This window comes from Rhodococcus sp. UNC23MFCrub1.1 (assembly GCF_000686025.1).
GTDB lineage: Bacteria > Actinomycetota > Actinomycetes > Mycobacteriales > Mycobacteriaceae > Rhodococcoides.
Genome location: NZ_JMLQ01000005.1, coordinates 38,475 through 51,675, shown reverse-complemented (window position 1 = coordinate 51,675; position 13,201 = coordinate 38,475). Strand labels below are relative to the sequence as shown.

Annotated in this window: 11 protein-coding genes and 1 tRNA gene; 3 read left to right on the top strand and 9 right to left on the bottom strand. The window is 69.4% G+C overall.

Annotation, left to right across the window (positions count from 1 at the left end; genetic code table 11):
* Nucleotide 1: 1 nt before the first annotated feature.
* Nucleotides 2-895 carry a rhomboid family intramembrane serine protease gene (locus BR07_RS0113690; protein WP_027505932.1) on the top strand — a complete coding sequence of 298 codons (894 nt, stop codon included), beginning with the start codon at nucleotides 2-4 and terminating at the stop codon, nucleotides 893-895.
* On the opposite strand, the gene BR07_RS0113685 is transcribed toward BR07_RS0113690, so the two are convergent.
* Nucleotides 892-1,353 carry a PH domain-containing protein gene (locus BR07_RS0113685; RefSeq protein ID WP_027505931.1) on the bottom strand — a complete coding sequence of 154 codons (462 nt, stop codon included), beginning with the start codon at nucleotides 1,351-1,353 and terminating at the stop codon, nucleotides 892-894. The genes BR07_RS0113690 and BR07_RS0113685 overlap by 4 nt on opposite strands.
* A gap of 78 nt (nucleotides 1,354-1,431) precedes the next feature.
* The gene (crgA, locus tag BR07_RS0113680) at nucleotides 1,432-1,695 is read right to left on the bottom strand and encodes a cell division protein CrgA (protein ID WP_027505930.1); all 264 of its coding nucleotides are present in this window, start codon (nucleotides 1,693-1,695) and stop codon (nucleotides 1,432-1,434) included.
* Between the two features lie 126 nt (nucleotides 1,696-1,821).
* On the opposite strand from crgA, the gene BR07_RS0113675 reads away from it, so the two are divergent.
* On the top strand, nucleotides 1,822-2,454 hold the full coding sequence (locus tag BR07_RS0113675; RefSeq protein ID WP_027505929.1) for an aminodeoxychorismate/anthranilate synthase component II: 633 nt from the start codon (nucleotides 1,822-1,824) through the stop codon (nucleotides 2,452-2,454).
* Nucleotides 2,455-2,472: 18 nt separating this feature from the next.
* On the opposite strand, the gene pknB is transcribed toward BR07_RS0113675, so the two are convergent.
* The 7 genes from pknB to BR07_RS0113640 all read right to left on the bottom strand — a co-directional run bounded on the left by pknB (nucleotide 2,473) and on the right by BR07_RS0113640 (nucleotide 12,498).
* Nucleotides 2,473-4,407, bottom strand: coding sequence for a Stk1 family PASTA domain-containing Ser/Thr kinase (gene pknB / locus BR07_RS0113670; protein WP_027505928.1), 1,935 nt, complete (start codon nucleotides 4,405-4,407; stop codon nucleotides 2,473-2,475).
* Nucleotides 4,404-5,816: a serine/threonine-protein kinase gene (locus tag BR07_RS24560; protein ID WP_081821298.1), complete on the bottom strand. Its 1,413-nt coding sequence runs from the start codon at nucleotides 5,814-5,816 to the stop codon at nucleotides 4,404-4,406. Before BR07_RS24560 ends, pknB begins: the two co-directional genes overlap by 4 nt.
* 7 nt (nucleotides 5,817-5,823) lie before the next feature.
* The gene (locus BR07_RS0113660) at nucleotides 5,824-7,311 is read right to left on the bottom strand and encodes a penicillin-binding transpeptidase domain-containing protein (protein WP_027505927.1); all 1,488 of its coding nucleotides are present in this window, start codon (nucleotides 7,309-7,311) and stop codon (nucleotides 5,824-5,826) included.
* The gene (locus BR07_RS0113655) at nucleotides 7,308-8,792 is read right to left on the bottom strand and encodes an FtsW/RodA/SpoVE family cell cycle protein (protein ID WP_051613422.1); all 1,485 of its coding nucleotides are present in this window, start codon (nucleotides 8,790-8,792) and stop codon (nucleotides 7,308-7,310) included. Before BR07_RS0113655 ends, BR07_RS0113660 begins: the two co-directional genes overlap by 4 nt.
* Entirely contained in the window at nucleotides 8,792-10,252 is a 1,461-nt protein-coding gene (locus BR07_RS0113650; RefSeq protein WP_027505925.1) for a PP2C family protein-serine/threonine phosphatase, read from the bottom strand. Before BR07_RS0113650 ends, BR07_RS0113655 begins: the two co-directional genes overlap by 1 nt.
* Nucleotides 10,249-10,710 (bottom strand): FHA domain-containing protein FhaB/FipA, encoded by a 462-nt coding sequence (locus BR07_RS0113645; RefSeq protein ID WP_027505924.1) that lies wholly within the window; start codon nucleotides 10,708-10,710, stop codon nucleotides 10,249-10,251. Before BR07_RS0113645 ends, BR07_RS0113650 begins: the two co-directional genes overlap by 4 nt.
* Before the next feature lie 138 nt (nucleotides 10,711-10,848).
* A complete protein-coding gene (locus tag BR07_RS0113640) occupies nucleotides 10,849-12,498 on the bottom strand; it encodes a DUF3662 and FHA domain-containing protein (protein ID WP_027505923.1) in 1,650 nt (549 codons plus the stop codon).
* 275 nt (nucleotides 12,499-12,773) lie between these two features.
* On the opposite strand from BR07_RS0113640, the gene BR07_RS0113635 reads away from it, so the two are divergent.
* Nucleotides 12,774-12,859 (top strand) — tRNA-Leu (locus BR07_RS0113635).
* Nucleotides 12,860-13,201 lie beyond the last annotated feature (342 nt).

Here is a 13,201-nt window from a genome sequence, read left to right as displayed (position 1 = left end):
CATGACAGGACCAGGATGGGGCGGCGCTCCGGTGCCGCCCCTCCCTACCTGCGTGCGCCACCCCGATCGGCCCACCGGCCTGTCCTGCACCCGGTGCGACCGACCGGCCTGCCCGGAATGCCTGCGGCCGGCCGCGGTGGGTCAGCACTGTGTCGAGTGCGTGGCACAGGCTGCGGGGTCGATCCCGCGTGCCCGCACGATGGCCGGCGGTGTCAGCAGGACCGTCTCCACCCCCGTCGTCACCTACGCGCTGATGGCACTGAACATCCTCGTGTTCGCCCTCACGGCCGCTCAGTCCGGCGGCCTGGCGAACCAGTCGAGCTCGCTGTTCCGCAGCTGGCAGCTCGTCCCGCTCCTGGTGGCCGACGGCGATGTCGTCCGCATCCTGGGCAGTGGTTTCCTGCACTCCGGCATCGTGCACCTCGCCGTGAACATGTTCGCCCTGTACGTCATCGGGCGCGATTGCGAGCTGGTGCTCGGACGCTCGCGATACCTCGCCGTGTACGTCGTCGCGCTGCTGGGCGGCGCCGCGGCGGTGATGTGGCTGTCCAGCCCCCTGGTGGCGACGGTCGGAGCATCCGGCGCCGTGTTCGGCCTCCTCGGTGCACAGGCCGTGATCCTCGTCCGACTGCGCCGCAGCCCCACCCCGGTGCTCGTCGTGATCGGGCTCAACGTGGTGCTGAGCATCGCGATCCCCGGTATCTCCCTGTGGGGACACCTCGGCGGGCTCGCCGCCGGTGCCGCCGCCACGGCCGCGGTGCTGTTCGTCACCGGTTCGGACGCTCGTCGGTCACGCCGACTGGGATGGTTCGGCATCGCCGGCGTCGGGCTGCTCGCACTGGCGCTGATCGGTCTGCGTGCCGCGACGCTCGCTCCGACTCTCGTGGCGGGCTAGTCCCGCTGCGACCAGCCCGCGTCGACCCACCCGTGCAGCTCGAGGGTGTCGAACACGGCGCGCGGATCGGCCCCGAGGTCCCAGCGACCGAAGATGACGAGTCGCTCGTCGTCGCCGTCGGTCACGTCCATCTCCAGCATCGGAACCCGTCGACCGAGCCGCGGGTACGGGACCAGACGCAGTGAGAGCACGTCGTCGCGCCCGTAGTCGCGGGTTCCGCGCAGAGTTCTGATGCGCAGGACGTCGCCGTCGACACTCAACTTCGGACGTTGGACCGCGGCCAGCACAGCCAGCGCCAGGGCTGCCAGTGCGGCGAGTCCGATGAGCGCGCGGCCGGCCGGATCACCCGTCGTGGCGACGGCAGCGGCGGCGAGTGCAGCGGCTCCCACCCCCAGCGCGGCCACGGCGGCGAGGGGTGTGGACCAGGACTGCGGTGCCTCGCGGCCACCTGTGGACAAGTTATCCACAGAAGTTATCCACAGTGTGGATGAACAACACGCGTGTAATTTCGGCGCGCACGGCGGAGGAAGCCCCGGTCAGCGCCATTTCATCGTCATGACGAGACCGACGATCCAGAAACCGAAGCCGATCAGCAGGTTGTAGGCCCCCAGATCCGACATCCAGCCGATGCTGTCCTGGGCGAGGTAGTACACGATGAGATACACCAGACCGAGCACCATGAAACCGAACATGACCGACAGATACAGCGTGCTCGACGGCGCGGCCTTGACCTTGACGGGCGTCCGCGACGCCGGATCGATCGTGTAGTCGGGCTTCTTGCGGACCTTCGACTTGGGCATGGATGACCTCGAACTCTCGTACCGGACTGCAGGCGGGCGGGTGTGAGCCACGGTGGGGACGCTCACTGCTCACGTCCACGATAACCTGCAGCCGAGCTCCCACCCGTGCGGCATTAGTCTTGTGACATGCGCATCCTCGTCGTCGACAACTACGACAGCTTCGTGTTCAACCTGGTCCAGTACCTCGGCCAGCTGGGGACACGGGCCCGAGTGCTGCGGAACGACGACCCCGGGGTGCTCGATGTCGAGGCCGCCGTGGCGGAGGTGGACGGAGTGCTGCTCAGTCCCGGACCCGGCACGCCGCAGCGTGCCGGCGTCACTATGGACATGGTGCAGGCCTGCGCCTCGTCGGCAACGCCCCTGCTCGGCGTGTGCCTCGGACACCAGGCCATCGGTGCCTCCTTCGGCGGTGTGGTCGAACGCGCGCCGGAACTGCTGCACGGCAAGACCAGCGTCGTCCACCACTCCGGAGACGGCGTGCTGGCAGGGTTGCCGGATCCGTTCACCGCGACGCGCTACCACTCGCTGACGGTGCGGGAGGACACGATCCCGGACGACCTCGAGGTGACCGCGCGCACCGAGAGCGGCATCGTCATGGCGATGCGCCACCGGGAGCTGCCGATCCACGGCGTGCAGTTCCACCCCGAGTCGGTCATGACGCAGGGTGGTCACCGCATGCTGGCGAACTGGCTCGCCGTGTGCGGCGAGGCTCCCGAACCGGGCCTGGTGGCCGAGCTCGAGAGCGCCGCCCGCGTCTGAGCACGGCGCCGCGTCGGGTCAGAGCCCGAACTTGCCGACGGTCACGTTGACGCGCGCCGTCTTGGCGATGGCCGTCCCCGGCGCGACCGCCTGCTGCTGAACGCGGTTGACCTGCGTGAGGTCCGACGTCTGGACGTCGACCTGGTCGATCTCGGCGATGGTGCCCTCCCAGCCGGCGGCGCGGAGGAGGTCGACGGCCTGGACCGGGGTCTGGCCTGCCAGGTCCGGGATCTCGAACTGCGATCCGTTGGACACCCGCACCACCACGGTGTCGCCGTCGGTGGCGTTGCTGCCGCCCGCGGGCGTCGTGGCGACCACCTGACCGGCCGGGAGCGTCGAGTCGACGTTCTGGCGGTCGACGAGGAAACCGGCACCCGCGATGTTGGGCTGAGCGACCTCGATGTTCTGACCGACCACGTCGGGGACCCGCACCTGACGCGGTCCCGATCCGAGCGTGATGCGTACCGACGAGCCCTGAGCCATCGACGATCCGCGAGCCGGCTCCTGACCGATGACCTTGTCGACGTCCGCGCGAGACGACGCGGCCCGGCCGATAGACGGGTCGAGAGCGAGACCGGCCTGCACCAGTGCCTGTTCCGCAGCGCTCTGCGTCAGTCCTGCCAGCTGGGGGACCTGGATCTGCTCCGGACCGGTGGACACCTCGAGAACGAGGGTGCTGTTCTCGTCGACCGTCGTGCCGGACACGGGTCGCGTGCCGATGACGGACCCCTCGGGCACCGTCGCGTCGGAGCGTTGCTGGACGTCGACGCGGAAGCCCGCGTTCTCGAGGGTGGTGCGGGCGGCGTCGGCGGTCTGCGCGGACACGTCCGGGACGGTCACCGAACGGGCCTCCGCACCGGGGCCGAGATTCCACAGGAAGACGCCGACGATGCCGACGACCACGAGGGCGGCGAGCGCCATGACGGCGACGCGCACGCCCTTGCGGCGCGGTCGTTCTCCGTCGTCGTCCGCGTCGGGATGCGCGTGGCGGGCGATCCGGCGAGGCTCGCCGGAGTTGTCGGACGCCGGCCGAGCGCCGGACCGCGGCGCATCCATCGAGCCGAGGATGGTGGTGCGATCCTCGTCGTTCATCACCATCGGCGCACTGGGCCGCTGGCCACCGAGGACGCGGATGAGATCGGTGCGCATGTCCGCGGCGCTCTGGTACCGATTGGCCGGGTTCTTGCTCATCGCCTTGAGAATGATCGAGTCCAGCTCCCGCGGGATGTCCGGATTCACCGACGACGGCAGTCGCGGATCTTCCCGGACGTGCTGGTACGCGACCGCGACCGGGGAGTCACCCGTGAACGGCGGCTCGCCCGTCAGGATCTCGAACAGCACGCAGCCCAGCGAGTAGACGTCGGATCGCGCATCGACCTGTTCGCCGCGAGCCTGCTCTGGCGACAGGTACTGGGCGGTACCGATGACGGCAGCGGTCTGCGTCATCGGAGACGAACTGTCGGCGATGGCCCGCGCGATGCCGAAGTCCATGACCTTGACCGCACCGGCGCGGTTGATCATCACGTTGGCCGGTTTGACGTCGCGGTGCACGATGCCGTTGCGGTGGCTGAAGTCGAGGGCGGCGCAGACGTCGGCGATGACCTCCATCGCACGCTTGGGAGCCATCGGCCCCTCGGCGCGGACGATGTCGCGCAGCGTGTCGCCGTCGACGTACTCCATGACGATGTAGGGCAGCGGACCCGTCTCGGTCTCCGCCTCACCCGTGTCGTACACCGCCACGATCGCCGGATGGTTCAGTGCCGCAGCGTTCTGTGCCTCGCGGCGGAACCGCAGGTAGAACGTGGGATCGCGTGCCAAATCCTGACGCAGCACCTTGATGGCCACGTCGCGATCGAGACGGCCGTCCTTCGCGAGGTGGACCTCCGACATGCCACCGAAACCGAGGATCTCCCCGAGGTCGTACCGGGACGAGAGCTTGCGCGGTGTGGTCATCGCGATCCTCCCGGTGCGTAGTTGAAGGGGTTGCCGTCCCCGTTGCCGTTGCCGTTCCCGCCGCCGAGACCGGGGATGGTGAACAGTCCCCCGTCGGTCGTGGTCGTGGTGGTGGTCGTCGGCTCGGTGGTCGTGGGCTCGGTGGTGGTCGTCGTCGGTTCCGTCGTCGTGGTGGTCGTGGTGGTGGTGGTCGTCGTCGTGGGCTCGGTGGTGGTGGTGGTCGTCGGCCGCGTCGTGGTGGTTGTCGGCTCCGTGGTGGGCGCCGCCGTGGTGGTCGAGGTGACGACGGGCGTCGAACCGTTGCTCTCGGTGAAGACGAACAGCCCGAACGCGACGACGGCGGCGAGCAGGAGCAGTCCACCGGCAGCCCAGGCAAGGGCCTTCTGCCCGGGGGTCATGCCCGATTCGCGGTCACGATCAGGTTCCGGTGATCGTGGTGTGGCCGCTGCCGCGGCGGCGTAGCCGGTGGCGGACGTGGTCATCATGCGGGTGCTGGACGGCCCACCGACGGCGCCGACGGGCGGGGCGACCCGACCGGTACCGGACGCCGTGCCCGGGGCGGGCGGGCGCCGGCCGGCGCGCACGGCAGCGACCGCGTCGGCGAACTCCCCGCCGTTCTCGTACCGTGCGGCCGGGTCCTTGGTCATGGTGATCTCGATGAGCTCCCGCACCGGCTGCGGCAGATCGCCGGGAAGCGGCGGCGCGGCGTCCCGCACGTGCTTCATCGCGACCGTCAGCGCGCCGTCGCCGACGAACGGACGGGTCCCGCTGATGGCCTCGTAGCCCACGACGCCGAGCGAGTACACGTCGGACGCGGACGTCGCGTCCTGACCCAGCGCCTGTTCGGGGGCGATGTACTGCGCGGTGCCCATGACCATGCCGGTCCGCGTGACGGGCGAGGCGTCCACGGCCTTCGCGATGCCGAAGTCGGTGATCTTCACCGTCCCGTCGGGCGTGATCATGATGTTGCCCGGCTTCACGTCACGGTGGACGATGCCTGCGCGGTGCGCGGCCTGCAGGGCGCGGCCGGTCTGCTCGAGCATGTCCAGTGCGTGGACCAGCGGAAGCCGACCCATGCGCGTGAGCACCGTGTTGAGGGGCTCGCCGATGACGAGCTCCATGACGAGATACGCGAGCGACTGCCCGTTGGCGTCCCGCACCTCGCCGTAGTCGTAGATGTTGGCGATGCCGGGATGGTTCAACAGCGCGGTCGTGCGCGCCTCGACACGGAACCGTTCGACGAACTCGGGGTCGTCCGAGAACTCCGGCTTGAGGATCTTGACGGCGACGCGGCGATCGAGCCGGTTGTCCGTCGCTTCCCAGACCTGTCCCATTCCACCGGTCGCGATCAGTCGGAGCAGTCGATAGCGGTCGGCGACCACTGCTCCGTTACCCAGGCCTCCACTCATGCGGGGCTCACCTCCCCTGCAATCCGGCGCCGAGCACTGCTCTCGCCACTGGTGCCGCGACGGACCCACCGGTGGCGGCGAGTGCGCGGTCACCACCGTTCTCGACGATGACCGCGATGGCGATCTTCGGGTCCTGTGCCGGCGCGAACGCGATGTACCAGGCGTGCGGAGGGGTGTTGCGCGGATCGCTGCCGTGCTCGGCGGTGCCGGTCTTGGATGCGATCTGCACCCCCGCGATCTTGCCCTCGCCGCCGGAGTTGTTCTCCGAGCCGACCATCAGATCGGTGAGCGTGGACGCGACCTCGGGAGAGATCGACTGGCCCAGTGACGTGGGCTCGGTGGTGTCGAGGGTCGACAGATCCGGACCCTGCAGCTGGGCCACCATGTGCGGCGCCATGCGCACGCCACCGTTCGCGATGGTGGCCGCGATCTCGGCGTTCTGCAGCGGTGTCAGTGCGACGTCGCGCTGGCCGATGCTGCTCTGACCGAGGGCGGCGTCGTCCGGGATCTCCCCGACGGTGCTGTCGGCGACCGGGATCGGCACGGCCTGGTTCGCCTCGCCGATGCCGAACGCGGACGCGGCGTCCTTGACGTTCTGGGTGCCGGCGTCGATACCGAGTTCCACGAAGGCGGTGTTGCACGAGCGCGCGAACGCCTCGCGCAACGACGCGGTGGCGCCGCCGCCGCACGTGGAGCCGTTGTAGTTCTCGAGCGTCGTCGACGTGTCGGGCAGCGTGATGGTCGGCGCCGCCGTGAGCTGGGTGTCCGGGGTGGAGCCGGCCGCCAGCGCGGCCGCGGTGACGACCACCTTGAACGTCGAACCGGGCGGGTAGGTCTGGGAGACCGCGCGGTTGACCAGGGGCTCGCCCGGATCGCTGCTCAGTCGCTCCCACGCCTGCGTCGACGTCTCGCCGTCGTGCGTCGCGAGCTCGTTGGGGTCGTAGCTCGGCGTGCTCACCATCGTCAGGATCTTGCCGGTGGACGGCTCGATGGCCACGACGGAGCCGGTGTAGCCCTTCGACGTCAACTGGTCGTAGGCGACCTGCTGCATCACCGGATCGATCGTGGTGACGACGTTGCCGCCGCGGGGGTCGCGACCGGAGAGCAGGTCGAAGAACCGCTTGCCGAACAGTCGGTTGTCCGAGCCGTTCAACACTGCGTCCTCGGACCGTTCGAGAGCGGTGCTCGAGTACAGCATCGAGTAGAAGCCGGTGACCGGTGCGTTGGCGGCCGGGCTGGACGGTGCCGCGGGGTTGGCGGGGTACGTCCGCAGGTACTTGTAGCGATCGTCGGTCGCGACGGAGGCCGCGAGCACCTGGCCGCCGCTCGAGATCTGCCCACGCTGGCGTGCGTACTCGTCGAGCAGCACCCGCGAGTTCCGCGGATCCGTTCGGAGGTCGTCCGCCTTGATGACCTGGACGTACGTCGCGTTCGCGAGCAGGACGACGATCATCGCCATGACGCCGATGGCGACTCTGCGCAGAGGTGTGTTCACGGTCGCTTCACCACCTCGGTGGGAGCGTCACCGATCGGAGCCGCCGGTCCGCGTTTCTGCGGCACGACGGGCGCCCGTGCGGCGTCCGAGATCTTGATGAGCAGGGCGACCAGAGCGTAGTTCGCGAGCAGCGAGGATCCTCCGTAGGACATGAACGGTGTGGTGAGACCGGTGAGCGGGATGAGCTTGGTGACGCCGCCGACGACGACGAACAGCTGCACCGCGATGGTGACGGACAGTCCGGCGGCGAGCAGCTTGCCGAAGCTGTCGCGCACAGCGAGGGCGGTGCGCAGCCCGCGCAGCACGAAGACCAGATAGAGCATCAACACGGCTGCCAGGCCAATGAGGCCGAGCTCCTCGCCGATGGTCGCGATGATGAAGTCGGTGCTCGCGAACGGCACCTGCGACGGCCGGCCACTGCCGAGCCCGGTACCGCCCATGCCGCCGGTCGCCAGACCGAAGAGCGACTGCGAGATCTGATAGCCGGTGTCGTTGTAGTCCGCGAACGGATCCAGCCACGTGTCGGTGCGGATCTTCACGTGCCCGAAGAACTGGTACGCGAGCAGGAAGCCGAGCAGGAGCAGCGCCACACCCACGACGATCCAGCCGACGCGCTCGGTGGCGACGTAGATCATCACCAGGACCGTGCAGTAGATCAGCAGCGACGTGCCGAGATCCTTCTCGAACACCAGGACGCCGATGGACACGATCCACGCGACGACGATGGGGCCGAGATCGCGGGCGCGCGGGAAGTCCATGCCGAGCACGTGCTTGCCCGCGGTGGTGAAGAGCTCGCGCTTTGCCACGAGCACCGAGGCGAAGAAGATGAGCAGCAGGATCTTCGAGAACTCACCGGGTTGGATGCTGAAGCCGGGCAACCGGATCCAGATCTTCGAGCCGTTGACCTCGGACAACGAGGAGGGCAGGACCGCCGGCAGGGCCAGGAACACCAGACCGCCGAGGCCCAGGGTGTAGCCGTACCGCGCGAGGGTGCGGTAGTCGCGGACCAGCACGAGGACAGCGATGAACCCGGCGATGCCCAGGGCCGTCCACAGCACCTGCTGCGTGGCGTCGGCCGACGGCTCCTCGATGCCGAGGTACACCGCCGACTGCTGCGCCGCGAGGTCGAGCCGGTGGATGAGCACCAGTCCGAGCCCGTTCAGCATGGCGACGACCGGGAGCAGCAGCGGATCCGCGTGGGTGGCGAAACGACGGACCGCGGCGTGGGCGACCGCGAACATCGCGAGGTAGGCGAGGCCGTACTTCGCCAGGTCCCAGGTGATGGCCTGCTCCTGGCTCGCCTCGACGAGCACCAGCGACACCGTGGTGATGACCGCGGCCGCGCCGAGCAGTGCCCCCTCGACACCGCGTCTCGTCGACTGCGGCGGGGCGGGGGCGAACCCACCGGGCGGGCTGGGGAACGAGGCGGACGACTGGCTGGGGGTGGGCCGGTTCGGGGTCGGCAGGTTGGGAGCGGACATCACGAACCCGTCCTGCAGGTCTGGCCCGCCACCAGTGTCGGCGTCGGTGCCGGGGTGGGCTCGATCGTGGTGGTCACGGGAGCCGCCGGATCGACGGGCACCGCCGGGTCCGGAGCGGGCGGTGCGGCCGTGGGAGCAGGCGTGGCCTCGGGAGTGGCGCTCGGCGTGGTGGTGGCGCTCGCCGGCGGCGTGCACGGGGGCAGCAGGTCACCGGACGCAAGCCGCGCCACCTGGGTGCGCGCGTCGTCGAGGGTGCCCGACGGCAGACCCGAGCGCACCTGTTCGCGTGCCGAGGGCTGGAGATCGTCGACACCCAGGATCGTGCAGTCGGCGTCGCCGGGAGCGCGCAGCTCGACCGTCGCGTCCTCGGTGGCCGTGGCCCCGTCGCGTACGCAGCCGACCAGATCGACCTCCTGCAGCGAGAAGCCGAGCACCGAACCGGAGACACCGCGCATCACCACCACGCGACCGTCGTCGGTTCCGACGTAGTAGTTACGTTGCAGCAGTTGCCATCCCACGACGAGACCGACGACGAGAAGGGCGACCACGCCGAGGCCGGCGAGTGACCACCGGAGCTTGTGCGACTTCTTCTCCGGCACGGGCGGTGGTGTCACGACACGTTTCGGGGTGGTGCGGGGCGGCCGCATGGCGGCGGCGCGGCCGGCTGCCGTGTTCGGCGGCGGCGCGTCCTCCTCGTCGGACATCGACGCGGCTCCGGCGAGAATGGGGTGCGACTGGCCGTAGTCCAGATCGATGACGTCGGCGACGACGACGGTGACGTTGTCGGGGCCACCGCTGCGCAGCGCCAGCTCGATGAGCCGATCGGCGCACTCGTCGTTCTCGCCCTCGCGGAGCGTGTCGGCGATGGTCTCGCTGCTGACGACGTCGGACAGGCCGTCCGAGCACAGGAGATACCGATCCCCGGCGCGGGCCTCACGCACCGTGAGCGTCGGCTCGATCTCGTTACCGGTGAGCGCGCGCATGATGAGCGACCGCTGCGGGTGCGAGTGCGCCTGCTCGGCCGTGATCCGGCCCTCGTCGACCAGGGACTGGACGAACGTGTCGTCTCGCGTGATCTGCGTCAGCTCGTCGTCGCGCAGCAGGTAGGCACGCGAGTCGCCGATGTGGACGAGCCCGATCTTTCTGCCGCCGAACAGGATCGCCGTCAGGGTCGTGCCCATGCCGTCGAGCTCGGGATCCTCCTCGACCTGCTCGGCGATGGTGGAGTTGCCCTCGCGCGTCGCCCGTTCGAGCTTGCCCAGGAGATCGTCTCCCGGCTCGTCGTCGTCGAGGTGGGCGAGCGCCGCGATCATGAGCTGGGACGCGACCTCACCGGCGGCGTGCCCTCCCATGCCGTCGGCGAGAGCGAGCAGGCGCGCACCGGCGTAGACCGAGTCCTCGTTGTTGGATCGCACGAGACCGCGATCGCTGCGCGCGGCGTAGCGGAGAACCAGTGTCACGGGCGCAGCTCGATCACGGTCTTGCCGACGCGGACGGGCGTGCCCAGCGGGACGCGCACCGCCGTCGTGACCTTGGCCCGGTCGAGGTAGGTGCCGTTGGTCGAACCGAGATCCTCGACGTACCAGTCACCCCCGCGAGGAGACAGCCGTGCGTGGCGCGTGGACGCGTAGTCGTCGGTGAGGACCAACGTCGAGTCGTCCGCCCGACCCATGAGGACCGGCTGCGACCCGAGCGTGATGCGGGTACCGGCCAGCGAACCCTGCGTGACCACCAGCTGCTTGGCCACCTTCGCCTTGCGGCCCTGCAGCGACACCGGTGACGTGCGCGAGCGCGGTGCCACGCGCAGCCCGGAGGCCGCATAGATGTCCGACCGCAGGGTGCGCAGCACTGCCCAGACGAACAACCACAGGATCAGGAGGAAGCCAGCTCGAGTGAGCTGCAGAATCAATCCCTGCACAGCGTGTCACCTCCTCGTGTCACCAGAAGCCGGGTCACGGCTTTCTCGGTCGCCCGGGGACGTCCCGTCTCGGAGCATCATAAGGGCAGGCGCCGACGGCCGGTGTCGGCCGCCGCACCCGTCGCCGGTCCGGTCGTGTCAGACGATGCGGACGAGGATCTCCGAATGTCCGGCGCGGACGATGTCGCCGTCGGCCAGCTGCCAGTCCTGGACCGGTGCACCGTTCACGGTCGTGCCGTTGGTGGAACCCAGGTCGGACAGCATGGCCACCCGGCCGTCCCAGCGGATCTCGAAGTGCCGACGCGAGACGCCGGTGTCGGGGAGCCGGAACTGGGCCTCCTGGCCGCGACCGACGACGTTGCCGCCCTCGCGCAACTGGTAGTGACGGCCGCTGCCGTCCTCGAGCTGCAGGGTGGCGGCGAGCCCGCGAGACGCGGCCGGGCGGTCGTAGTCGTCCCCGTCCGCGACCTGCTGGTAGCCCTGTGTGGCCGGCTGGTCGTACGCCGCCGCAGCGCCGTACGCCCGCGGCTGTGCGGCCTGGCCACCGTCGGCGTAACCGCGCTGGTCGTAGTCGCCGTACGCCTGCTGACGGTCCTGACCGTGCTGGTCCTGACCGTGCTGGTCGTAGCCCGATCGGTCGTAGCCGCCCTGGTCGTAGCCGCGCTGGTCGTACCCGCCCTGGTCGTACCCGCGCTGGTCGTAACCACCCTGGTCGTAACCGCGCTGGTCATAGCCGCCCTGGTCGTAGCCGCGCTGGTCGTACCCGCCCTGGTCGTAGCCCTGCTGGCCGTAGGCGCGGGGATCGGGTCCACCCTGGTCGTACTGAGGACGGCCGTGACCGCGCGGATCCGCCGCCGGCTGTCCGTAGGCCTGGCGGTCGTACGGCTGCTGAGCGGGAGGCTGCTGGCCGTAGGCACGCGAGTCGTAGGGGGCGCGGTTCTGCGGCTGGCGTCCGTAACCCTGGTCGTAGCCGCCCTGCTCGTGACCCTGCTGGTCGTACCCGGCCTGGCCGTACCCCTGCTGGTCGTACCCGGCCTGGCCGTAGCCCTGCTGATCGTGACCCTGTCCGTACGGTGCGCGTCCGTATCCGCCCTGCTCCTGACCGGCGGGCGGGCGGCCGTAGCCGCGGGCGTCCTGCTCGGAGTCGCCGTACGCGCGGGGCGGGCGCACCCGATTCTCCGCCGCCGGGTCGACGCGGCCCGACGCCTCGGGGTCGTACGCCTCGGACGGGTACGCGCTGCCGTTGCGGGGGGCACGGGCGGCGACGCCCGATGCGGGCCGATCGTTGTCGCGGTCGGGCTCGTCGCCCTGGTTCTGAGTCCCTGAGTTCTGGGTCATGGGGCCGGCTCCTGATGTCGACGACGGTCGGTCTTGTGCAGTGGACTGGTGAGGTGGAGCGCTCTGCTGGGGTGACGCGTCGGGATCGACTGTTCCCGACGCGCGGAACTGTCCCGTGTGCAGTGTGGTGGACGGTTCGAAGCGGACCACCACGCGCCCGTACGTCTGCCATCCCTGGTCGGTGATGAAGTCCTGGAGATGGCGTGAGAAGGCGCGAGTGGTGAGGTCGTGGTCGGACGCGAGCCTGTCGTGATCCGACGGGCTGATGGTGATGACGTAGGCGTTGGGTGCCAGCAGATGTCCGCCGTCCAGCGTGCGGACCGACATGGTGGCCTCCTGCTGGAGGGCCGCCTCGACCTCCTGCGGCACCACACCGCCACCGAAGACGCGAGCGAAGGCGTCACCGACAGCACTCTGCAGCTTTCTCTCGAATCGCTGAACCACTCCCACGACACCCTCCTTCTCCGTCTTCGTCGGTACTGCGTCTCACATCGGTACTGCGTCCGTGCGTCGGAGACTCATGATGCTGGAACCGTCCCCGAGGCGTCCACGCCGCCGACGTCCGCGCAGGCCGTGCGGCCTCGCGTGTCCTTCCGTCGTGCGACTACCGATCCATGCTATACGCCCGGAACCGGTTCCCGGCCCCGCCTCGGGACCGGAAACCCGGACCGACGGTATGGATTTCTGCCCGAGTGACGGGTCGTGTTAATCTCGTCCCGTCGCTCGGGCGAGTGGCGGAATGGCAGACGCGCTGGCTTCAGGTGCCAGTGTCCTTCGGGACGTGGGGGTTCAAGTCCCCCTTCGCCCACCACACTGGCCGTAGCCGAGAAATCGCTACGGCCAGTAGTCTTTCATCGGACGTACGTCTCGGTGTGAGATCTCCGACGTCGAGCTCGTGCGCTCCCGGAGTATTCTCGTGAACGAACGCCGAGGTACCGCGCAACGTCGCGCACACACCCACACCGCCGGGGGAACGACCAGGTCAGGCCCGAATGAGGATGCCCTGATTTGTGAATTCGACCGGTTCCTGACTTATCGTTCAGCTGCGGGGTCGACCCACAAGGATCGCCCCTGCCCGAAAACACTCGGTCACCACCTCGGAACGGATCGTTGTCCGAGAGTGGCCGGAGCCCCATCGGAGTGCGTGTTCAAC